Source organism: Halovivax ruber XH-70 (assembly GCF_000328525.1).
Taxonomy (GTDB): Archaea; Halobacteriota; Halobacteria; order Halobacteriales; family Natrialbaceae; genus Halovivax; species Halovivax ruber.
Genome location: NC_019964.1, coordinates 1,953,297 through 1,974,833, shown reverse-complemented (window position 1 = coordinate 1,974,833; position 21,537 = coordinate 1,953,297). Strand labels below are relative to the sequence as shown.

The following is a 21,537-nucleotide window of genomic DNA, read 5'->3' as shown; positions in this document are numbered from 1 at the left end:
GCCTTCGCTGATACGTCTGCGGCCTGTTTCGTCACTCAGATCGCACTTGCCCACAATCTGTACGATTCCGGCCGTTCGAACACGTGGATGAAGAGGTCGTCGACGAATTGCGCTCGGCGATGCAACTCGCCTGGTGTGTCCACTATCACGTGAACTCCGTCGGCGTCTTCCGGGCGGTGTAACTCCGCGATCTGGTACCGGGGATACGATTCCAGGAGCGACTTGACTCGGTCGAGTTCCTCCTCCGTACTGTCGAACGACGTTTCGTCGCCAGCGCACTGGACCCACGGGATCCCGAGGTTTGCTCCGTCATCGGTGGTGGATTCGTCCGCCTCGAACGTGCAGAATTCACTCAACCGTTCTCGGTGGGCTCGAATTCCGGCTTCGATCAGCGCCGCCCGTTCGTCTCGCGTGGTTGCGTCGAACCGGCTCACACGCGCAGTTCGCGGTCCATTCTTTAAGCATTTATGCGGGGGCGGTGAACGCTTTCTCATGACCGACCCACGGATTCTTATCATGGGCGCGCCAGGCGCCGGGAAGGGAACACAGAGCGCACGTATCACCGAGACGTTCGATGTCGAGCACGTCACGACGGGTGATGCCCTCCGGGCGAACAAGGACATGGACATCTCCGACCTCGGGCTCGAGTACGACACCCCGCGGGAGTACATGGACCAGGGCGAACTCGTCCCCGACGAAGTCGTCAACACGATCGTCGAGACGGCACTCATCGAAGCCGACGGATTCGTCCTCGATGGCTACCCCCGGAACATGGAACAGGCGCGAGAGCTCGAGGAGATGACCGATCTGGACGTCGTCCTCGCCCTCGACGTGAGCGAGGACGAACTGGTCGATCGACTCACCGGCCGTCGCGTCTGTGAAGAGTGCGGGACGAACTTCCACGTCGACTTCGATCCGCCGGCAACCGACGGTGTCTGCGACGAGTGCGGTGGCGAACTCGTCCAGCGCGATGACGACACCGAGGAGACCGTCAAAGACCGCTTGCGTGTCTACCACGACAACACCGAACCGGTCATCGAGTTTTACGACGAACAGGACCAGTTAGCGCGTATCGACGGGGAACAGACACCTGACGAGGTGTGGGACGACGTGAAGACGACGATCGAGCGAGAAGCAACCGAGTAAGGGCGTCGATTCTTCGCAATTCTCTCTAGTAACTGTTTCGAGCAGAGTGAGTGTTGGATTCGCTAGTTGACGGCCTATCCAATGATGATCTCGTCTGACCCGACATCCACGCTATCGGTGTCGCTGCTGGAACCGCCTGTGCCGTTCGATGAACCGGGACCGATGCTCGTTGTCCCCGAACCGCTGTGGAAGTCCCCGTCGAGTTCGAAGTCAGCAGGGACATCTGGCGGGTTGATCTCGACGTGGACGATCATGTCGTTGAAGTTTGGATCGCCGTCATTACTGTGTGCGAGATTCCAGTAATCCTCTTGGCTGATATCCTGGGGAACGTTTGGGGCGGTATTGTACTGCTCAGGGTGATGCGTCAGTTCGAACGCGAAGATGAACTCATTTTCTTTTAGATCGAGTGTTCCATCTGGTCGAACCGTGGCATCGATTCCGTCTCGTTCGAGGAGTTCGTCTACGTCCCGCTGCCACTCACTCCCGGACTCGATGTCGGGGAGCTGATCTCCATCCTGGAGTACGCGAACGTTCGTCGATTCCGTGTTGGTATCCGCGTTGAGGTTGACGAGATCTCCGCCGTTTACGGAGCCACTGCCTGCACAGTATTCGTTCGCATATACGCTGCCGTCTACGAACTCGTAACTCGTTTCGGTTGCGTATGGTCCACAGAAGCCGCCACCGCCGTGCATATGTGACGATGCTTCCATCTGGAAACTCACTCGTTCGTTCGTCTGGAACGAGTGTTCGTAAATCGGTCTCGTCGCGTCCTTTTCGACGTTGAGGTTTGTTCCGTGCCAATCGACACCGTCAATCGGTGACGGTTCTTCGATTGGGTCGTTGTTCTCGTCCACCGGCTGCGTGATGAGCGTCGCGCTTCCCGGGAGCCATTGAATATCATATCGGGGGAGGGTCCCGGTTGGTTCGCCAACTGTCTCCCCTTCTTTCCCGGCGATCACGACGTCGTCACCAGTCGGTCCGGTCCAGCCCCAGTTGCCACCTTGTTCCCACGTCAACTCGTAGCCGGCATCTTCGTCCCAGACGAGCTCATCGGTGTCCCAGGTCCAGCTATAGTCCCAACCCCAATTCCATTCAACCGACACATCCGGTTTAGTTCCATCCGGTGCGACCCACCCTCCATCGTCGGACATCTGTAGTTCATCACTCTCCGAGTCCGGCCCTGGTGCATCGAAACTGTACGACATACCGTTCTCGTCGGTCGTGAATGAACCAGCGCTTCTGTCGGTAATTGGGTGGCCGACCGTATGTTCTCCCGAGTAGCTTCGGCTGGCACTCGACATCTCCGTCCCAGCTACCGTCGCGTTCACCTGAGTCCCCGGGTCGAGGCGCAGTTCCGTGTCGCCGATGTCGACACCGTTTTCCACGACGAAGTAGCCAGTCGTCGAGCTAGCGTTGTTAACGGCCGAGACAGTGAATTCGTGTTCTGCTTCGAGGAGGGAACTACGATTGAGTTCCCACGTAACGGTCGCATTCTCCCCGTACTTTCGGTCGACTTCGTAGGATTTACCTGCGAGATTGTACGGATCAGATTCGCCAGCTTCGTCAACCACCATCGAAAGTGCCAGTTCGGCATCCGTCACTGACGAGCCACCGATATTATGCACATCGACGCTCAGGGTTACGTTCTGCTCGTTAGCCAGTACTGGTGACGATTCACTCGAAGCATCTTTACCATCGACACGTGGGTTTTCGACCGCTAAATCAGCGTCTTCTTGTGTGGCATAGAGGAACGAACCGTGTTTGTTGAGGTAATCGTCTTCAGTAGTGATATTGTACTCATAGACGTTCCCTGGTTCCATGTTGCTACTCACAACGTTACCGTAGTTGACGGCGAATTCTACGGTTTCCGTCTCTCCCGGTTTGATATTCGTGATATCGACGTCATCAGTGATACCCGTTCCTGGGATTTTGAGTGTTGCTGTCGTACTGCCGGTCTGGACGCCGGTATTCTCGATTGCCGCCGAAATTCGAAGTTTGTTACCTCCGGCACCGGCTCCCCCTCCACCAGCCTGTGGGGCGTACACGTCTGTTTGAGCAGCAGTTGCGCCAACCAATCCGTTATCGGCGACGACTTCGAATCGAGGTTCCGGATCGATCGCGTTACTAATTTCCACAGCAACTGTTTGGTCTTCGTTTACGCCGTCGATATTGAGTGCACCACCAGATTTGATGGCCACGTTCGATCCGTTCATCTTAGAGTCGAAGTGACTCTTCCACCCAGCGTGGTACTTGCTTTCGACGAGCAGGGTAAGGTGTGTGTATCCGTTTCGTTCGCCGGCACGCAGAGCATCTGCAAACGCATCACTACTGTTCATTCCCCGTGACAGTTGTTTCGGGGTGGTTCCACTTTGTTGCCCGTCGACGACAATCGGGTTGATCTCTAGTGCTGCGGAATTTGTATTTGAATTGGCCGCTGACTGGTACGAGAACGAAGGCCCTGTAATTGGGTTTATGGAGTCCCCTGTCCCCTTCCAGATGCCTCCTGCCTGATAGGCATAGGACTCTCCCTCGATATTGTATTCGAGGGCACCTAGTTCGTCGATCGTCGCTGTCGAGTGAGAGAACGTAGTCAGCATATCTTGACCCGCACTCCCATTGTGCCAGACGAGGTGCACCGTACCATCGTCGACATACTGGCCACCATCACACGGGAGTTCCTCGACACCACCGTTAGCGATCACCGTTGCAATCCGATGGTTGGTCTCCATCGTACACTGTTCGGTCCGTTCAGCGACTGATGTCGATTGAATATCGTCCATCAGTACAATCCCAGCAGTTGCGACGGCGGCAGCGCCGATGAACACCAGTCCAAACAGTAGAATAATCCCGACGATGGGGGACACACTTCGTTCGCAATTCGACGTGGGATCAGTTTCGGTAATCCCACGGCCCCCTTGTTCCTGTGTATCTTCCCCAAATCCCATTAGTTGACGTGGTATTCTCTCAGCCAATCATAATGCTACCGGAATGATAACGACTCATACATGTAAAATTGAATACGGATGATACTCAAGCACCTCGAATGTGCGTGTGACTCTCCCACCAACGTTGGTGGCGCTATACTGCATTTTGACACTTTTCACTATCGATCTCGAATCAGTTTGGTCACCCACGCTCCATTGGACCGAGAGGTTTGATTAAAAATGTGAATGAATCGAAGAACGGTTGCGTTCTAGTCGATCAGTTCCCTTCGATCTCGAACGTGAACGTCTCGACGTCGAACGCGTCGTGATTGGTCCGTGGATTTGCGTCAAACTCGAGGTTGACGTCGAGGTCGATCGTCTCCTCTTCGTCGATTACTTCCGCGAGGAATTGTTCCATGACGTCTTCGATGTCAGCTGCCTCTTCGACTGTTTCGCTTTCGCCACCAGTGATCGAGGCTATTTCTCCCATGAGGTCTGCGTCGGCGTTATCTGAGAAGGCGATCGTCCAGATAGTGACATTGTTTGCCGCTGCTCGTTCTGCTTGGTCGAGCGTTTTTTCGTCTGGATCTGGGCCCCACCACACTGGCGAGTTTTCCCCGTCGGTCATCAGAATCATGTGCTTTTCGCGGTCGGGATCTTCGAACGCTGCATGCCGATCGAGTGCGTGTTCGATGCCCGTACTGATGTCCGTTCCACCATCCTCGTTCGCGACGACCGAATCGTGCACGGCGTCGAGGTCACCACTGATGTCGTGTAACGTCCGCCCTGACTGGTCGAACTCATAGACGCCAGCACGATGATACGGCGACGTTAGCATCCCGATCGCATTCTGCGTGGCCGGTTTGATGAGATCGTCGGGGTCGTTCCACTCCATCGATCCGGTCGAGTCCAGCACGAAGCTCACGTCGAGTTCGTTCGGTTCGGTCGACGACCAGGACTGGTTCAGGTCCTCTTCCGACAGTGCCTCGGCCGATCTGAGCGACTCGTCGAAGTGGACGGCGACATCGTCGCCGATGTCCGGGGTCCCGCCGACGACGCTGCCGTAGATATCCGTCCCATCTTCGATCGTCAGTTCGTCACTCCCCGGAGCGTAGACCACACCCTCGAACCGATCGCCGATCGTGATCGACGTGTTCTCGGTGGCGTAGATCCACAGACTGCTGGCGTTGTGGTCCGGGACGTCGACGTTGGTGAGGTCGATTTCGTCCCCGGTCACGTAGAGGTGCGCCTGCCCGGTGCCGGTCAGGTCGACGTTTTTCATCGTCAGATCGCCGGTGACGCCGATGTGAACACCGGTGTTGCCGGACCCGGTGTCGATCGTCTCGTGTGTGAGGGTTGCGTCACCGTCACGATAGTAGAGGCCCGGTCCGGGATTGGGTGTTAGCGCTGTATCATTGGCTTTCAGGTTCGGAATCGCCTGATTCGTCACCTCGTCGGTGACGGGTTCGATCGTATCGAACGGCTCCGTGAAGTTGGCCGTCAGAACGTCCGAACTCTGGGAGGGGGGTAAGAGCGAGTCTTCGTAGAAGGCAAACGGTGTGACGCTCGCCCCCGGTTGTATTTTGAGATTCTCGTTCGCCACGGGGAGGCCGTCGATGTCAGCTGCTGACGTCACTCGCAACTCACTCGTGTCGACGGTGAAGAGGTCAGCCGTCGTGTTACCGGACACGTACGGTCCGTCTCGACTATCGTAACTGTCGATCGTGAGTCCGTCCGCACTCAGCTCGACGGGAGAATTGGCACCAGCGTGAAGACCGCCGTATATCGTCGGGTAGAGATTGACGTACTGTGAGAACGGACGGTTGTGATCGATGTCCGCCTCGACGACGACAGTCTGGTTGTGTTCGTAGTGAGTAACTGCCGAGTGGCCAAATTCGTCGCTGAGGAAGGTGTCCCACGCGTGGTGGTACGTCGTATTCTCGATGCGGATTTCGACACCAGCGACGTATCTAATGTTCTCGAGCGTCTCTCGAGAGCGTTCTCTCGATCGTTCTTCGACCCGGTTTTCTCCGGTGCTCAGATTTCCTTGCAAGTCGACGACGGAAAACGAGAGGTGCTTCGATGCGTCTCCGGTTGCGTTCCGTGTCTCGTAGCTGAGGGCTGGCTCTGAGTGAACGCGACTGCTGTCGTCGGTGCCGACGAACACCCCACCAGCTTGATAGCCGACGGTCTGGCCCTCGTCGGTCTCGAGACTGATCGTCTGGAGGGCGAGGTCGTCGACGACCGTTTCCGACCCGGCGAACTGTCCCTTCGCCGTGATGGTGATCGTCCCGTCCTGCACCATCTCGTAGGCACCGTCCGAGAGCGCGAAGGAGCGGACGCTATCGGAATCGTAGCCCTGCGTCGTGAGCGTGTGATCTAGCTGGTCCAGTTCGTTGAGCCCCTGGCTCTCCGCTGAGTCCGATTGCAGCGAATCGATCAGGGCCATCCCTGAGACAGCGAGTACTGCGGCACCGATGAGAACCATCCCGAACAGGAGAACGATGCCGAGGACTGCGGAGATGCTTCGATTCGTCCGTCTCCCGAACCGACGATGGCACCCGTCCCCGGTGGATGGTGGATTTCCATTCGTTCGGTTCGGCCCCAACCCATGAGTCATCGCTAGGAGCAAATGGATCCAACTGTAATAACATTATTTATTACTTTCACTAAATTATGCTGGTGTGTCGATCGTCGTGAGTGGATCGTTGGAAAAATTACTGCACGCGTTTCCTGGATGGTGGTGTTACTGGGCTTTAGCCCGTCGTGCGGTTCAATACACTGCTGGAAGTGCGCGTACGGAGATCGGATATTCGGACGACCCGCTATGGAGTCAATCTGTTGCGGATTGAGGGCCTGAGGTATACGAAGCTACGTCAATCGACCCTGCCTTCGGCTAGCTGTTATCGACGTCCATTTGGTACACAGCCACGTTGAGATACGTGAGCTGTGGGGGAAGGGAATACTCGTCGGGATACGCATCTAGGTCGATGTCTGCAAGATCGGTGTCGTAGTCGAACTCATTTCCGTTCGATTGGGCACAGACGGAGTATGCCACCATCGAACCGGTGAAATCTGCACCATTTGCTTGTTCGTGAATTTGATGGTGTGCTCCGCACTTCCCCTCTGGATTGTTCCACCAATCGTTCTGCTCGCTGTTCGATGCAACGTACAGTAGTCCCTCGAATGTTCCTGCAGATCCAGGACCCAGATCGACTGCCATCGTGGATGGTCCGTAGAACTGAATAGCCGTCGCATCTTCTTCACATTCGCTACCAGTCTGGACACAGACCTCCCCGTCTAATGTGAATTTATCTCCGCCAGCATAGATCCGAAATACGTTCTCCTTTTTTCCGTCTCTATCCGTCACGTGTATGTCTCCACCGTCTAAATTAACGTCGCCCCCCACAACGAGGGTAACGTCGTCTTTTGTAAGGTCAACATCGTAATCGACGGCGCCGTCGATTTCGTCGACATAATAGGTGCCGTTCGTCATCCTCAAATTATCAGAGTCGGCGACTGGATCTGATTTTGAGTCTTTTATGATTTGGTCAATCACTGGGTCCATCTCGGGCATGAGAACTCCTTGTCGGTAATATTCCCCGATATTGCCGTGTTTGTCGTGGAAGTATTTCGACTCCTTCCCTCCAACCGTCGCTCCTGTATCGAGTGCTTCGTCAAGCTCGAAGTACCCGAATTTGACGACGACGGTGTTTTTGCTATGATCGATGGAGTCGACGACGCCGGAACCGGCGGCATCGCGGAAGTACTCCTCCCAGCCACGATAGTACGGACCCTGGATCGTCAGTGTCACCGTGTCGTTTTCGACCAGACTCGCCTCACGTAATGGGTCTGTGGCTGCCGTCGAAACGCGCACTGGTCCGGACGAGAGGTCCTGGCTCTCGCTCATGTCCGTGATTGGGAGTGTGAGCGTCTCGTCGACTGGATCGTACGAAATCGGTGGGTTAGAGATGACGCGAGTCTGATTTCCGCGTTCTGCGAAGACCCCACCAGCCTGATAGGCGACGACGCTTCCGTCGTCGTGTCTGTACTCGATCGCCCCGACCGTTCTGGTGACGTTGACGTTTCCGCCCTGTATCGTGAACGTTCCGGCGTCCGTTTTGGTGATCGCGCCGGACTCACCCGCGTCGAACGAGACCGCTTTGGGCATGTCGCCGGCCGTCGTTGCCGTCGCCATCGTCTGGCTGAGCTGGACGAAGGATTGCTCGATTCGTTCCGTCTCTGCCTGGCTCTGGGTGTCCGAGACGGCGCTGGTTGCAACCACCATGAGCGACAGCGAACCAACAGCAACCAGCCCGAGTAGTAACACGACTCCGAGAACCTCTGCCTGTGCCCGATCCGGCGGCGACTCCTCCGCGGGCACGGCGGCACGTCCGGTCATGTACTACTGAAATTCTGTGAATATGATAAACTGTACCGCCAGTCCGTACCGTTTTTTCCGTTTATATCGTTCACTGGGCGCTTCAATTCATGAACTATTCGAGAGAGGTTTCCTGCTCGTCCAACTTCTGGTCGTAATCTGTCGAAACGGTGGAATCGAGTCGCCGTCGGTCACCAATTGATCAATCACATTACGATAACCCTGTGTACATTTGTGTGATGGGGCCGAACCGCTTCCCATGCACATTGTTATCGTGGGGTACGGCCGCGTCGGGCGTCGAACGGTGCGTATCCTCTCGACCGAAGGTCACCGGGTTACGATCGTCGATTCCGACCCGGATCGCGTCGACCGGGCGACGAACGCCGGGTTCGACGCAATCATCGGCAGCGGGGACGAGGAACGGGTTCTCGAAGAGGCGGGTATCGAAACGGCCGATGCAATCGGTGCGTTCACCCCGGACCTGAACGTCAACTTCACCGCCTGTATGATCGGTGACCAACACGGCTGTCGAACCGTCCTGCGGATCGACGAGGACTATCGCGAGGAACTGTACGACAGGTACGCCGAGAACGTCGACGACGTCGTCTATCCGGAACGCCTCGGCGCGGCCGGGGCGAAGACCGCACTCCTCGGGGGCAATTTCAACGTCGTGACTGAGCTCGCGACCGACCTGCAGCTACGTGTCGTCGAAGTCGAAGCCGGTTCGCCGGCGATCGGGCGGCGATTGAGCGAACTCGACCTCCCAGCTGATGTCCGCGTCTACGCCCACGGGGGCGCGGACGAATCGCTGACGATTCCGCTTCCCGGCATCGAGCTCGCCTCGGGTGACGAACTGGCGATCATCATGGACGACTCCGCCGTCGAGTCGTTGCGAACCCAGTTTACCGCCGCCTGAGTGCGTTCACTGCGAGCGGTATCCTTGCGTTCTGGGTAGGGCTTCGAACGGCTGGTCACGTCGCGGTGGATTCTACTCGGAAGACGAGCACGTTCTGATGGACCATCGACGGAACGAACGAGAAGGGGTAGCCGTAGACGTGCAAGTCCTTGGTCGGGTCGTACCACACGAGCGAAGCCTTCAGTGTGAGTGGGGCCGCATCGCCGATGGATCGGGCAAGGTCCGCGGAGAGAAATTCGTAGGACTGGTCGCGATACATGTCGCCGATGAAGACGACGACGTAGCCGTCCGGTTTCACGGCGTCGGTGAACGACGCGAACCACTCGCCCATGTCCGCCAGCCAATCGGCCTTCGATTCCCACTGCGTCGCGGTCCCGTCTTCGCCGTCGTCGAACGAATCGAGCTTACTCTCGCGCACGTTGTCCTCGTTGCGCGTCTGTTCCAGGTCGTCCATGTGCCAGTACGGGACGTCGGTCAACAGCAGGTCGATGCTATCCGCGTCAAGGTCATCGATCAGAGTCGTACAGTCACCATGGCGGATGTCCTGTTCGGCAAGCGGTGGTTCGCCGCGAGCCCGTCGATCGGCGTTTTCACGCTCCAGGGCCGTCTCGTAGACGTCGATCCAGCGTTCCGTCTGTTCGAAGCCGATCGCCGTTCGCCGGCCCGTCCCTTCGTATTCGCACAGACTCGCCCCAAGCAGCGTGCCGCCGACACCGGCGAAGGGATCGAGAACACGGTCTCCGGCCGAGCTGAATCGCTCGATGAGGTCCGTACACAGTCTGGGCGGTTTTTGCCCACCGTGTTCGCTTCGCAGGTCGTGCTGGAGGTCGGGCGGATACCGGTCCGTGATGACGGACTTGGTCGCGTACTTCCACTCGCGACCAGTGAGGTCGTTGACTCGATTTCGTTCGTCGTAGATCCCCCGACCCTCCAGGTACGTCTGGTGATCGGCGAGTTCGTCCGTGTCGATGACCTCACCGTCTTCGACAGGAAGGGCTTCTTCGCGCGCACGCGACTCGTCGAACGACCCATCGTCGTCGGTGAACAGCCGACTCTGTCGGTGCCGGTCGCCCTCGTCCATGGAGGGATGTCCCGCCCGCCGTCGCATAAACGCTGTGTCCGTCGCCCGCTCGCGTCGGACTTCAGTGTCTCGTCCCGACATCGAACCGGTAGGGCGCATCGGTGATCGGACTGTGCTGGCGAGTATCGACTGGGGGCGGTTACACCGATGTCAGTTGAGTGCCTAAATACGGTGAGCCCCTAGCGTCGACGATGAACATGCTCGTCGACGGCGAGTGGCGAACCGACGCGTTCGAAGCGACGGACGAGTCGGGGTCGTTCGAGCGCCAGACGACACAGTATCGAGACTGGGTTCGAGACCAACCCGGCGCGACGTATCAGCCGGAAGCCGGTCGATACCACCTGTACGTCTCCTACGCGTGCCCGTGGGCACACCGAACGCTGATCGCGCGGCGCCTGCTCGGCCTCGAAGACGCCATCTCGGTGTCGGTCGTCGACCCGTTCCGCGACGAAAGTGGCTGGCAGTTCACCCCGGAAAAGGACGGCTGTTCGCCCGATCACGTTCACGACGCCGATTACCTAAGAGAGCTGTACGTCCGATCCGATCCCGAAGCGACCTGCCGGGTCACCGTCCCCGTCCTCTGGGACACGGAGACGGACTCCATCGTGAACAACGAGTCGCGCGAAATCATGCGACTGTTCGAGACGGCCTTCGCCGATCTCGGGACGGCCGATCGAACGCTGCTCCCGGACGGGCTCGAAGACGAGGTCGACGAGATCATGGACGCCATCTACGAACCCATCAACAACGGCGTCTACCGGGCCGGATTCGCGACCGAACAGGAACCCTACGACGAGGCGATCGACGACCTCTTCGGCGCCCTCGATCGCTGGGACGAGCACCTGGCCGACCAGCGCTACCTGGCCGGTGATCGACTGACGGAGGCCGACGTCGCAATGTTCACGACCCTCGTCCGCTTCGATCGGGTCTACCATACACACTTCATGTGCAACGTCAACCGAATCGTCGACTACGACAACCTCTGGCCGTACCTCCGGGACGTCTACCAGACGCCAGGCGTCACCGAGACAGTCCGGATGGACCACATCGCCGAACACTACTACACGACCCACCCGGACGTGAACCCACACCGGATCGTCGCCCGTGGCCCCGATCTCTACTTCGAGGCGCCACACGACCGAGATCGGCTCACCGACCGCGACCCGCTGGCCACGTCGCCGTAACGACCGAGCCACGCCCTGGCGATCACTTCGATAAGTATTATCACGATAGGTGAACTCTATCGAGGCATGCCCTACAGCTACGAACCGCACTACTTCGAGGATCTCGAGAAGGGCCAGACGTTCGAGAGCGCCGCCCGGACGATCACCGAGTCGGACTTCGTCTTTCACTCGATGTTCACCGGCGACTGGACCGAACTGCACACGAACGCCGAGTACTCCGAGGACGGCCCCTTCGGCGCGCGGATCGCCCACGGCCCGATGACGTTCATCGTCGCGACCGGGCTCTTCCAGCGCACCGGCATCGTCGAGCGCACGGTCGTCGCCTTCCTCGGGATGAACTACATGGACATCCCGAACCCGCTGTACATCGACGACACGATCAGCGGCGAGTACGAGGTGACCGAACTGCGCGAACTCGACAGCCGCGACGACGCCGGTTACGTCGAGATCGACACCACGATGACCACCGACGACGGTCGCTCCGTCTTCGAGGGCGACATGAAGTTCCTGTTCAAGCGCCGCGACGCAGAATAGCCGCTACGTTTCGTCGAGACTTCCCATCGAACGTTCTGGGCGTCGCCGACTCTATTCCATCGCCCGCTCCAGTAGCGTCCCCTCCGCCCGTCGTAACCGCTCGAGAAACGCCGACTTCGAGACGCCCAGCTCGGCGGCGACCGCGGCCGCGTCGTTTCGCCGGGGGACCTCGAAGTAGCCCATCTCGTGGGCCGTCTCGAGTGCCTCGGCCTGTCCCGCGGTCAGGTTCCACCGCGAGACGATCGGCGAGTCGTCGTCTTCGCCCAGTGGTGTGAGCCGGACCAGTTGGACGCCGACCGTCTCACCGGCGGTTTCGAGGACGTCTTGCAGGACCGTCTGCCCCACGACTGCGCCGACATGGCGCTCACTCCCGTCCCGGTAGCGAATCGATTCGACGAGAAAACCGCGGTCGATCAAGCGGTGGACCACACAGCGTTCCGTCGAGACGCAGCGGAACGTCGTCCCCTGCTCGCCGCTGGTACGGTGGAGGTACCGGATTCGATCGTCCGCGTCGAGCACCTCCCCGACTTCGCCATCCGGCGTCGAGAATCGCAGCAAGGTCGTTCCGTTCGCCCGATCGAGCGGCGGGGCGGCGTCGATCGGTGCCTCGACGGCCGCGGACGCCTCCGCGAGCGGGCACCCGTCGCCCGTCACGCGGAACTCGACCACGAGACACTCCTCGATCATACAGCCACTGGGAGTCGAACGGCAATCAATCCAGCGTCCGGCGAACCCACGTGTCACGACTGTCCTGTCACCGACACTCCGTCGAACTCACTCGCTGGACACGAGCGACGCGAGCCTGTCGAGCGACGACAGTTCGTGGGTCGGGTCGGTTTCGAGTTGGTAGCCCTCGCGGTGGGGACGCCGGACGAACGCCGCGTCGATGCCAGCGGCGTGGGCGGCGGTGATGTCTTTGTGACTGTCTCCGACGTACAGTGGGTTCGATGCGTCCAGGGCCTCGACGGCCTGTTCGATGTAGTACGGTCGCGGTTTCTTGCGGCGGATCCCCTCGAGCGTGGGCTCGCGACCGATCCACGGATCGAACCCGTCGAGTTCGAAGTGTTCGACGATGTTGCCGATCGTCTCGTGCTGGTTGTTGCTGACGATTGCACGCGGCACCGACAGGTCGGTGATCGTCGACACGTCGTCGTACAGGCGTTTCTCGCCCGCCCGGATCGCCTCGAGCTGGGCGTCGATCGCCGCCTCCTCGCGAGCGGCCCACAGGTCGTGGGGATCGACCTGGTGGGTCCGCGCAACCGACTGCAGGCCGTCGACGGTCGGCCCGATCAGCGTCTCGACGTGTGCGGCTGGTGGCTCCGCGACACCGACGCGCTCGAACGCGGTCGCCATCGCCCGTTCCAGCACCGTCAGCTCAGTCGGCGTGGTGAGAACCCCGTCGTTGTCGAACACGAGGGCGTCGTATCGCATCGATGTCTCTTACGGGCTCGAACGATTTCTGCGTTACGTCGCCGAGAAGGTCGGGCGGACTGTTGAGCTCCCTCGTCCAGCCGGTGCGTGGACCGTGCACGAAGCCGGAGGGGCACTACTCGCCGACCGTCGACGAACTCCCGTCGGTCCACCGTGCGTCGGCGAGTGTTCGCTGGACGATCTCCTGGCCGACGGCCTCGGCGAGGGTCTCGAAGCCGACGCGTTCGGTACGGTCGTCGGCGTTGGCAACCAGTCGGGAGACGATGAACTCCGGCGTCGACCGCCCGAGCGTGTCGAACCGGGGCTGGTAGTCGACGCGCAGTTCGAGTTCCGGGTTCAACCCTTCGGCGAAGATGCCGTCCACGCGTGCCGCGTCGGGGAGCGGATCCAGGTCTTCGGCGAGGTGGGTCACGAAGACGCCGAGCGCGTCGCGGTCGACGGCCAGGGTCACCAGCCCGAGGAGCAGGTCGGCGGCCCGACCGGGTTCCGTGATCGCTTCGAACTCGTCGACGAGCATGAGCGTCTTGCCGTCGTCGGTCAGCGGTGGGACGATCGATCTGAGCGTCGATTCGAGGACGCCAGCGTTGAAACTCGCGTGGCGCCGGTGGAAGACGAGCGAGTCGACGGGCGTCACCTCGGCTCGCGCTGCCGGGACGGGGAGCCCCATACTCGCCAGGACGGTCACCTGACAGAGCGTCTCGAGGAGGGTCGTCTTCCCGCCGCTGTTCGCGCCGGTCAGGACGCTGACGCGCTCGTCGCCGGGGGTGCCGGCCGCATCTGGGCCGGACTCGACGTCATGGGTGCCCAGCGCGTACGTGATCGCCTGCACCGACTCGTCTGCCTCCGCGGCGAGTCTGAGGTTCCGCGCCTCGACGACGGAAATCGCCGCGTCGTCGGCGGTCGCGAACGTCGGTCGCGTACAGTCGTACGCGTCGGCGAACCTGGCCAGAGAGAGCGAGAGCGCGATCTCGTCGACCGCCGTGACGGCGTCGTCGATGGCCTCGCGGTGGCGTTCGACGGTCGATTCGACGTCCGTGATCACCGCCTCTTCCCGTTCGTCGGTCGCCGATTGCACGGAGATGCGTAGTTGTCTGAGCGTCTGGGCGACGAAGTCCGCGGCGTCGGCCGCGTCCGTCGCCATCGCCTCTCGGATGCGGTCGATGGTGAGATCGGTTTCGGTCAGCAATCGATCTTCGAGCGCCTCGCGGAACCGATCGACGTCTGTCACGCCGCCGTCGCGCAACTCCGAGACGAGCGTGTCGGCGTCCAGCCCCTCGAGCGAATCGAGTGCCGTCCGCAACGAGTCGAGCTCCGCGTCGACGTCGCCCTGAATCCGGTCACCGGCACTGGCTTCCAGCGCGGTCGTTGCATCGGCGAGTGCCTCGGGATCGAGCGACGACACGGGTTCGAAGGGGCCGTCGTCGACGCCGAGCTCGGCGAGGGTGATGGCCGTCTCGACGGCAGCGAGTTCCGTCCCGTCGCGGTCGTCGTAGGTGTCGTACGCGGCCAGCACTGCGCGCTGGTCGTCGTCGGAGAGCCCGGCCCAGACCTCGCGGGCCTGCTCGACGTCGTCGAGCCGCGATTCCATCGCCGCCGGATCGATTAGTGGTGTGAGAATTCGGATCCGATCCGCGGCGCGTTCGGTCAGCGCGTGTTCGACGACCAGATCGAGGACGTCCTTGTACGCTTCCCGGGCGTCGGCCGTCGCTAACGTCTCCATGCCGTCGTTGCCCGTGGCCCGGCGAAGGATATGTGTCGCGCGCCCACGCGTGAGGCCGGCGTCGGTGAGCGCCCGAACGTCACCTCGTTCGATCGCCGTCGCCGCTCGATCGGCACCGAGTGTGTCGACGAGTCGCTCTCGCGTCTTCGGACCGACTCCCCAGTACTCCTCCAGTCGCATATCCGTGGTATGGGGAAGGGGGTACAAACGTGGTGGGATCCACGCCGAGCGCGCACCGATCGCTGCGTGGTCGTCGATGGAACTGTGGAACGTGGGTAGGGGGAAGGGGCGGGGCGTTCCCGCCCTGGCGTGAGAGACATGAGCGCACTCGAAGCGGGGGCGAGTCCACTTGAGTACTGGGCGCGAGCCCTGGCGGGCCGGTGGGCGCATGGTGGGCGGAGCCGAGGCCGCACCCGACGCGGGGCGTCCGCCCCGCATCTGACCTCTCGCGTTCGGACCCTTTTGTTATGGAGTTATTGGCAATTCGCGACCATCGTTGGCGACTTCCTACTCCGATCGATGGCATCGTAGGCGATTCGTACCGGCTGCTGCTGGCCGAAAAACCGTCTCACGATGCGGTGAGCCGACTCAGTGTCCCCGTCCACGAGCAGTAGCGAGTGCCCACTTCGAGGGATCCGAGCGTCGAAAACGTATCGGTCGTTTCACCGACCGGGTGCCGGTAGTCTCCGTCTAATCGCCTGCCTGCGTCCGGACCCGTCCAGTACCTGCAGGATAACTACGTCTCTCTCCGCCCCAGTAGGTGTATGATCGAGTGTACGAACTGTGAGACGGCCCAGTTCCTCCAGATCGTCAGGAGCCGGGTCTACTTCGAGGACGGGGAGGTGATCAACGAAATCTCCGAGCGCTACGAGTGTACGCTCTGCAACGCGACCGGCACCTACGCCCGGTCAGACGACAACGACGTGGAGGTCAACGGTGACATCACCGTGACGACCGAACGACCGAAATACGCCTGACCCGACGGTCATCGGTCGCGCATTGCCCGAATCGGACCGCTCTCGTTATTTCGTTTCCCCTCGCGTCGAGTCGCCGCCTGTTTCGATACCCGTGTCGACCTTCGGTCTGTCGCCCGTCTCGACGTCCGGTTTATCGCCTCCGCTCGGTCTCACCCGTTCTCGGCTGGGGATCGCTCGGTGTCGCGGTCGGCCGTCCTCGGCGTACTGGCGTCGAGCGATGGCGTTCGCCCGCATCGATCCGTCCCACTCCGTGAACATGCCGTACTCGTTCATCGTCTCCATCCCGGCGATCGCTGCGGACAGACTGATACCGATCAGCGGGACGTCCGCGACGGTGACGATCACGTCGGCTCTGAGGACGGCGCCGTCGCGCAACAGCACGTCGACCAGATCCACGAGCGCCTCGTCGGTCGTCGGTTCCACGGTCTAGGGCACCTCCGTCTGTCGTGGGGGCTCGTCCGAATCCTCGTCGAACGCTGGAACGAAGGAGTACGGGGGCCAGGGGCCCGTAAACCGGACGGTGATACCGTCGCGGTCGGCGACCGAGTCGAGCAGCGAGCCGACCTCGTCGATCGCGTCGTCGGCCGCGAGGATCGCGTACCGACAGACCGGTTCGCCGTCGTCAGTGACCTCGTCCCCTTTCGCGCTCTCGTCGGTGGCACCATCCGCCGTCCCACTCTCCTCGCCACCCGCCGCCTTCGTCGTGCTCGAGACGTCTGCGAGCGAGACCGAAGGTCGTCGATCGAGGGGTTGCAACGTCGCTACCAGCGGTTCGAGGCGTTCTTCGAGCCCGGCCACGAGCTGCCGGTCTCGTTCCCGCCGGCGGCTGTCCAGTTGCCGCTCGTACTGTTTTTTGAGGAGGTGAGCCGTTCCCTCGCTGGCGGCGTCGATTCGCGATTCGAGGGCTGCGAGTTCGTCGTCTTCGGTGACGATCGCTGTCGTCGGTATCGGTTCGGTTCGACCGACGACGATTCGGTACTCACACAGTCCAGCGACTGTCTCGAGCGCCCGACGAAGCGTCTCGGACTCCGATTCGAGCCACGAACCGACACCGGCGTCACCACCGCGGAGGATGGTGTCGAACTGAAACGGGATCGGCGTGTCGAATTGCGCGGTGGCTTCGTCGACGACGCGCTGATGCTGCACGAGCCACCGCTTGAGTAGCCGTGGATCCGCCGCGTCGTAGAGTTCGTCGCAGTCGTGGACGACCGCACCGATGCCTGCTTCCACGCGCTCCGGAGTCTGGCCGCTATCCCACCGTTCTCCCGTGCTGGTGACGATCGAGACCGGTTCGTCGTCGACTCCCGCCACGTCGAACGCTGCAACGTCGCGTTCGGCGTCGCGTTCACGTCCGGCGTCGCTTCCGCGGAGATCCACTACGCAGTACAGGTATCTGCCCTCGTCGAGCCCGTGATCGGACGCGGCTGTGGTCGTTGCGCGACGATCCTCGTCGGTCACGGTCGATCACCAGCGAGAAACTGATCCGCGACGCTTCGGTCGTCTCCGTCCGCCTCACCGAGGCGCTCGATCGCGTCTCGCACGAGGTTGTCCAGATCGCCCCGGAGGTTCGCCACGTCGTCTTCCAGTTCGTGATCGGCTTCGATCTCCTCGATCTGCGTTTCGATCGCGGCCAGCTGCTGGCCGAGTCGGTCGACCTCCTCGTCGGTCAGGCGGCCTGACTCCATCCGCCTGATCGCTTCGCGCTCGAGTGCGTCGACCAGAATCTCGACGACCGCGAGCACGAGCGTCAGGAGCCCGTCGGCGGCCGACTCGCCGTCGACGTCGATCGTCGTCATGCGTCGTCCTCCGTGGCTGGTTCACGATCTGACTCGGCCTCCTCGTCCGTCGACGTGTCATCGTCTTCGAACTCGTCGGGCGTATGCTCCCGATCGGCTGTGGAACGGTCGCTCTGGATCCGACCGTCCTCGTCCGTGACGTTGACGCCGCGGGTCGCGTCGATCGGAATGCGCGGGCGGTCGCTCTCTGCTAACTCGGGTTCGTCGACGGCGGCTGCGAGTCGGTCCATGTCCGTGCCTTCCGGGAAGGCGAGGCCGTACTTCGCCGCCGTCTCGAACGAGGCGATGGCTGCCCGCAACTGCACGCCGAGGAGTTCCGTATCGCCGATCGAGACGGCGATGTCGGCGTTGATGACGATGCCCTTGTCGAGCAGCAGTTCGAGGACGTCGGCCAGGTCCGCCTGCTGGCGACTGGGTTGGAAGTCGGTCATCGGCGTCCCTCCCGTTTTTCGCGCTCGCGTCTGAACCGGTCGCCGTAGATGTGCGAGCGCGTCGGGCCGTCACTGTGGCGAATCGTCCGCGGCATCGTCGCGTAGTTCGGCACCGACGCGACGTCGGCTCGCCCCGTCGGGAGCGTCGACACTGCCGTCGGGTTGCGCGAGTTCGGTTGACGGTCCTGCTTTCGCATCAGCTCACGGTTCGTCTCGACGATCCGTTCGAACGTCCCGTGCGTCGAGAGGAGGGCGTCGCGGAACGCGTCGACGCCCTCGATCGCCTGTTGCTGGATGACGGCCTGATATGCCGAGAGGTCGCCACTCTCAATATCCACGTCGTCTTTGAGTTCTTCTGCGGCCGCGTCCACCAGGTCGGTATCGACCAGTTCGCCGTCGATGTCGGCACTATCCAGCATTCCGCCCAGCAGTCCATCGTCATCGCCATCGGACAGGTCGCCACCGAGATCGTCCGTCGCACCCTCGATCGATTGTTTCGCTTCCCAGACCTGATTGACGTCCATCGCGGCCAGGGTACGCCCCAGATCGATCGCCTGAATCACCTTCCTGAGCGAGACGGCGTCGGCGCTCTCGTCGCCCCGAAGTGCGTCGGGGATCTCTCCGACGTCGATCGCCTCGCTGATCGTCTCGCCGTCGATTGCTTCGGGGAGTTCCTCGACGTCGATCGCCTCGAGGACGTTCTCTGCCTCCTGGAGGATCGTCACGACCGCCTGGAGAGCCGTGCCGGGAGACTCGCTGACTTCGTCCGTGATGGCAGTCGTGACTGCCTCGAGTGTCGATTCGTTTGCGTCTCGATTGTCGTCGGTGGCTGGTGTCATGACTGAATCATCGCTGGTTTCGTGGCTGGGTTCGTTCTGTCATCGTGGCAGTATCCGCGCACGGGATCGCTCCGATCCCCCTCGATTCGAGGGGTACCGGCCTGCAGCTCCAGAATCACCGTTTCACCTCCACGCGCCCGCTCGAGAGCCACTCGTGAACCTCCTCTGCGACCTCCAGATCTGCCTCCAGTTGGTCTCGGGTTTCTTCGTACTCCTCGCGTGAGCGTTCACCCAGCTCGTAGAGCAGTCGATTCTCCGAGAGTTCGTCCTGAATCTCCTCGACGTCGTACAGTTCGTCGAGCGCCGTGGTTCGAAGGGTGTTCGCGAGGCCGACGATCGGTCGGAACAGCAGGTCGTCGATGACGATCATTGCTGGGCTCCGATTTTTACATCGACGAAGCTGTAGGGAGCGTACGGTCCGGTATAGCGGACGATCGCGCCGTCGTGACGCTCCTCGAGGCGCCCCACCGCTTCGTCGAAGGCATCTCTGTCGTCGCGATCGACGAGGAACGATCGATTACAGACGAGTCGATCGCTGAACAGCCGGTTGTTGACGACCTCACGGGCGAGCGGTTCGAGTTCGTCCTCGACGGTCGCCGTGATCGCCGCCTCGTCTACCGACCCGGACGGTGGCGTGACGACGGAGACGCCGAGTTCCTCGGCACCCTCGACGGTTCGGAGTGCGTCTTCGAACGCGTCGCGGGCGCCGGAGAGGACGTTCTTCAGCGTTTCTTCGTCGCGGAACACCATCCCGTAGCGCATCGGGACGACGGTTCGGCCCCCGTCGGCCGTCATCACCGCTCTTAAGACCTCGTCGTGGCGGCGGACGTTCTCGTCCGACCGTTCGGGTTCGGCTGACTCGATGTCTGAGGCGAGGGCAGCGATCGATCGATCGGCGATCGGATAGACGGTGTCGCCGTCGCCGACGCCGTCGACCGAGAGCTCGATGGTCTCTTCGACGTCGACGACGCCGTACGCGTACGGTCGGCTCATCGTTCCGCCTCTCGACATCGTGCCTGCACCCTGAATCGCGGCCTCTCTCGGTGTCCTGCGGTGTGGTCACTTCGGTGCTGTCCCGTTCGGAAGCGAGCAACGGTGGGTACGGATGTTCGATCGGTGGCTGTCTCGTATCTCATGGGGCACTCACGGCCGTTTTTTGCTCGACCGCGCGAGTCAGAACGGAGTGCCACGCGGCGGCCCCTTACCATAGTGCCTGCGAGTGCCACGTCAACCGTGATACGTCGTGCTGGGGGACTACGGACGCATGACATCACCACAACGCCGGCCAGATTCCTCGAGCCTCGCGGAGGTTCTCGACCGGATCCTCGACAAGGGCGTCGTCATCGACGTCTGGGCGAGAGTCTCCGTCGTCGGCATCGAACTCCTCACCGTCGAGGCGAGGGTCGTCGTGGCCTCCGTCGATACGTTCTTGCACTACGCCCACGAGATCGCCAAGATCGAACGGGCCGTCTCTGACGGTGAACTCGAGGACTTGGAGGAACTCGAGATCGAGCGCCGGCCGGAGTCCTCGCCGATGTCGACGGCTGAAACATCGTGACGGCACAGATCCGGGTGTAACGTATGGCACAGACGGCGACCTCCGACGGTCAGTGTATCGCCCTCACCGCGGACGGTGAGCGCTGTTCACGGACCGCTGGTTCGGGCGACTACTGCTATCAACACGACGAGAGTGATTCAACCGTGAGTAACGCCGAGACAGCTTCCGAGGACGAATCGAGCGAGACAGACCAGTCGAGTGGTGACGCAGTCGACGAGCCCGAACCGGAACTGGACGAAATCGAGGTGACAGCGGAGGAGGCCGACGAGCAGATCGAGGGGCTCCTCTCGATTCGCCAGACCGTCAAATCGTCGGCCGGAGACCTCGTCGGCCATCCGTTCGACGGCGTCTCCGAGATAACGGCCGCCGAGGAGGGCTGGAACGCCGTCGTCGAGGTGATCGAACGCAAAGCAGTCCCCGACACACAGGACGTCATCGGCCGGTATCGGATCGATCTCGACGAGAACGGCACGGTACAGGGCTACCGTCGACTCGACCGATATCGGCGAGGGGACACCACCGCGTTCGACCCCGTCCAGTAACTCGGGTTTCGGCGGACACACAGCCTGTCTGGTCACCACGCCCTCCTCGATCGCCATCGCTACCGACCAGAACATTC

General features: G+C 61.2%; 22 protein-coding genes. 7 read left to right on the top strand and 15 right to left on the bottom strand.

What is annotated here, in order from left to right; all coding sequences use genetic code 11:
* Nucleotides 1–35: 35 nt before the first annotated feature.
* Nucleotides 36–434: a hypothetical protein gene (locus HALRU_RS09370; RefSeq protein ID WP_015301152.1), complete on the bottom strand. Its 399-nt coding sequence runs from the start codon at nt 432–434 to the stop codon at nt 36–38.
* Nucleotides 435–492: 58 nt separating this feature from the next.
* Here HALRU_RS09370 and HALRU_RS09365 point away from each other — a divergent pair, with 58 nt between their 5' ends.
* The gene (locus HALRU_RS09365; protein WP_015301151.1) at nt 493–1,146 is read left to right on the top strand and encodes an adenylate kinase; all 654 of its coding nucleotides are present in this window, start codon (nt 493–495) and stop codon (nt 1,144–1,146) included.
* Nucleotides 1,147–1,220: 74 nt separating this feature from the next.
* On the opposite strand, the gene HALRU_RS09360 is transcribed toward HALRU_RS09365, so the two are convergent.
* The 3 genes from HALRU_RS09360 to HALRU_RS09350 form a co-directional block, all read right to left on the bottom strand.
* The gene (locus tag HALRU_RS09360) at nt 1,221–4,010 is read right to left on the bottom strand and encodes a DUF7289 family protein (protein ID WP_148680490.1); all 2,790 of its coding nucleotides are present in this window, start codon (nt 4,008–4,010) and stop codon (nt 1,221–1,223) included.
* Nucleotides 4,011–4,347: 337 nt separating this feature from the next.
* Nucleotides 4,348–6,690: a vWA domain-containing protein gene (locus HALRU_RS09355; RefSeq protein WP_015301149.1), complete on the bottom strand. Its 2,343-nt coding sequence runs from the start codon at nt 6,688–6,690 to the stop codon at nt 4,348–4,350.
* 276 nt (nt 6,691–6,966) lie between these two features.
* Nucleotides 6,967–8,472 (bottom strand): DUF7289 family protein, encoded by a 1,506-nt coding sequence (locus tag HALRU_RS09350; RefSeq protein ID WP_015301148.1) that lies wholly within the window; start codon nt 8,470–8,472, stop codon nt 6,967–6,969.
* Nucleotides 8,473–8,710: 238 nt separating this feature from the next.
* Between HALRU_RS09350 and HALRU_RS09345 the strand changes: the two genes are divergently transcribed.
* Nucleotides 8,711–9,367, top strand: coding sequence for a potassium channel family protein (locus HALRU_RS09345; protein ID WP_015301147.1), 657 nt, complete (start codon nt 8,711–8,713; stop codon nt 9,365–9,367).
* A gap of 55 nt (nt 9,368–9,422) precedes the next feature.
* Here the strand turns inward: HALRU_RS09345 and HALRU_RS09340 are convergent, their stop codons facing one another.
* Nucleotides 9,423–10,448 carry a DNA methyltransferase gene (locus HALRU_RS09340; RefSeq protein WP_015301146.1) on the bottom strand — a complete coding sequence of 342 codons (1,026 nt, stop codon included), beginning with the start codon at nt 10,446–10,448 and terminating at the stop codon, nt 9,423–9,425.
* 191 nt (nt 10,449–10,639) lie between these two features.
* Between HALRU_RS09340 and HALRU_RS09335 the strand changes: the two genes are divergently transcribed.
* Together HALRU_RS09335 and HALRU_RS09330 are read left to right on the top strand one after the other, a co-directional pair.
* A complete protein-coding gene (locus HALRU_RS09335) occupies nt 10,640–11,632 on the top strand; it encodes a glutathione S-transferase family protein (RefSeq protein ID WP_015301145.1) in 993 nt (330 codons plus the stop codon).
* 66 nt (nt 11,633–11,698) lie between these two features.
* Entirely contained in the window at nt 11,699–12,166 is a 468-nt protein-coding gene (locus HALRU_RS09330; protein ID WP_015301144.1) for a MaoC/PaaZ C-terminal domain-containing protein, read from the top strand.
* Between the two features lie 51 nt (nt 12,167–12,217).
* Here HALRU_RS09330 and HALRU_RS09325 read toward each other — a convergent pair whose 3' ends face one another.
* From HALRU_RS09325 to HALRU_RS09315, 3 genes are all read right to left on the bottom strand, one after another.
* Nucleotides 12,218–12,853: a helix-turn-helix domain-containing protein gene (locus HALRU_RS09325; RefSeq protein WP_015301143.1), complete on the bottom strand. Its 636-nt coding sequence runs from the start codon at nt 12,851–12,853 to the stop codon at nt 12,218–12,220.
* A gap of 87 nt (nt 12,854–12,940) precedes the next feature.
* Nucleotides 12,941–13,597, bottom strand: coding sequence for an HAD family hydrolase (locus tag HALRU_RS09320; protein ID WP_015301142.1), 657 nt, complete (start codon nt 13,595–13,597; stop codon nt 12,941–12,943).
* Nucleotides 13,598–13,712: 115 nt separating this feature from the next.
* A complete protein-coding gene (locus HALRU_RS09315; RefSeq protein WP_015301141.1) occupies nt 13,713–15,497 on the bottom strand; it encodes a MutS domain V in 1,785 nt (594 codons plus the stop codon).
* Nucleotides 15,498–16,081: 584 nt separating this feature from the next.
* Here HALRU_RS09315 and HALRU_RS09310 point away from each other — a divergent pair.
* Nucleotides 16,082–16,294: a hypothetical protein gene (locus HALRU_RS09310; RefSeq protein ID WP_007704295.1), complete on the top strand. Its 213-nt coding sequence runs from the start codon at nt 16,082–16,084 to the stop codon at nt 16,292–16,294.
* Between the two features lie 45 nt (nt 16,295–16,339).
* On the opposite strand, the gene gvpM is transcribed toward HALRU_RS09310, so the two are convergent.
* From gvpM to HALRU_RS09275, 7 genes are all read right to left on the bottom strand, one after another.
* On the bottom strand, nt 16,340–16,717 hold the full coding sequence (gene gvpM, locus HALRU_RS15985; RefSeq protein ID WP_015301140.1) for a gas vesicle protein GvpM: 378 nt from the start codon (nt 16,715–16,717) through the stop codon (nt 16,340–16,342).
* Nucleotides 16,718–16,720: 3 nt separating this feature from the next.
* Nucleotides 16,721–17,752, bottom strand: a complete 1,032-nt coding sequence (gene gvpL / locus HALRU_RS09300) for a gas vesicle protein GvpL (protein WP_015301139.1) — start codon at nt 17,750–17,752, stop codon at nt 16,721–16,723.
* Nucleotides 17,749–18,090 (bottom strand): gas vesicle protein K, encoded by a 342-nt coding sequence (locus HALRU_RS09295; RefSeq protein ID WP_015301138.1) that lies wholly within the window; start codon nt 18,088–18,090, stop codon nt 17,749–17,751. Before HALRU_RS09295 ends, gvpL begins: the two co-directional genes overlap by 4 nt.
* The gene (gene gvpJ / locus HALRU_RS16125; RefSeq protein ID WP_015301137.1) at nt 18,087–18,521 is read right to left on the bottom strand and encodes a gas vesicle protein GvpJ; all 435 of its coding nucleotides are present in this window, start codon (nt 18,519–18,521) and stop codon (nt 18,087–18,089) included. The genes HALRU_RS09295 and gvpJ overlap by 4 nt, the downstream gene beginning before the upstream one ends.
* Entirely contained in the window at nt 18,518–19,360 is an 843-nt protein-coding gene (locus HALRU_RS09285) for a hypothetical protein (protein WP_015301136.1), read from the bottom strand. Before HALRU_RS09285 ends, gvpJ begins: the two co-directional genes overlap by 4 nt.
* A 115-nt stretch (nt 19,361–19,475) precedes the next feature.
* On the bottom strand, nt 19,476–19,730 hold the full coding sequence (gene gvpG / locus HALRU_RS09280) for a gas vesicle protein GvpG (RefSeq protein WP_015301135.1): 255 nt from the start codon (nt 19,728–19,730) through the stop codon (nt 19,476–19,478).
* Complete coding sequence (locus tag HALRU_RS09275) at nt 19,727–20,353, bottom strand: GvpL/GvpF family gas vesicle protein (RefSeq protein ID WP_015301134.1); 627 nt, start codon at nt 20,351–20,353, stop codon at nt 19,727–19,729. Before HALRU_RS09275 ends, gvpG begins: the two co-directional genes overlap by 4 nt.
* A gap of 271 nt (nt 20,354–20,624) precedes the next feature.
* Between HALRU_RS09275 and gvpA the strand changes: the two genes are divergently transcribed.
* Both gvpA and gvpO read left to right on the top strand, forming a co-directional pair.
* On the top strand, nt 20,625–20,918 hold the full coding sequence (gvpA, locus tag HALRU_RS09270; protein WP_007704306.1) for a gas vesicle protein GvpA: 294 nt from the start codon (nt 20,625–20,627) through the stop codon (nt 20,916–20,918).
* Between the two features lie 23 nt (nt 20,919–20,941).
* Nucleotides 20,942–21,460 carry a gas vesicle protein GvpO, halophile-type gene (gvpO, locus tag HALRU_RS09265; RefSeq protein WP_015301133.1) on the top strand — a complete coding sequence of 173 codons (519 nt, stop codon included), beginning with the start codon at nt 20,942–20,944 and terminating at the stop codon, nt 21,458–21,460.
* The last annotated feature ends 77 nt before the right edge of the window (nt 21,461–21,537 follow it).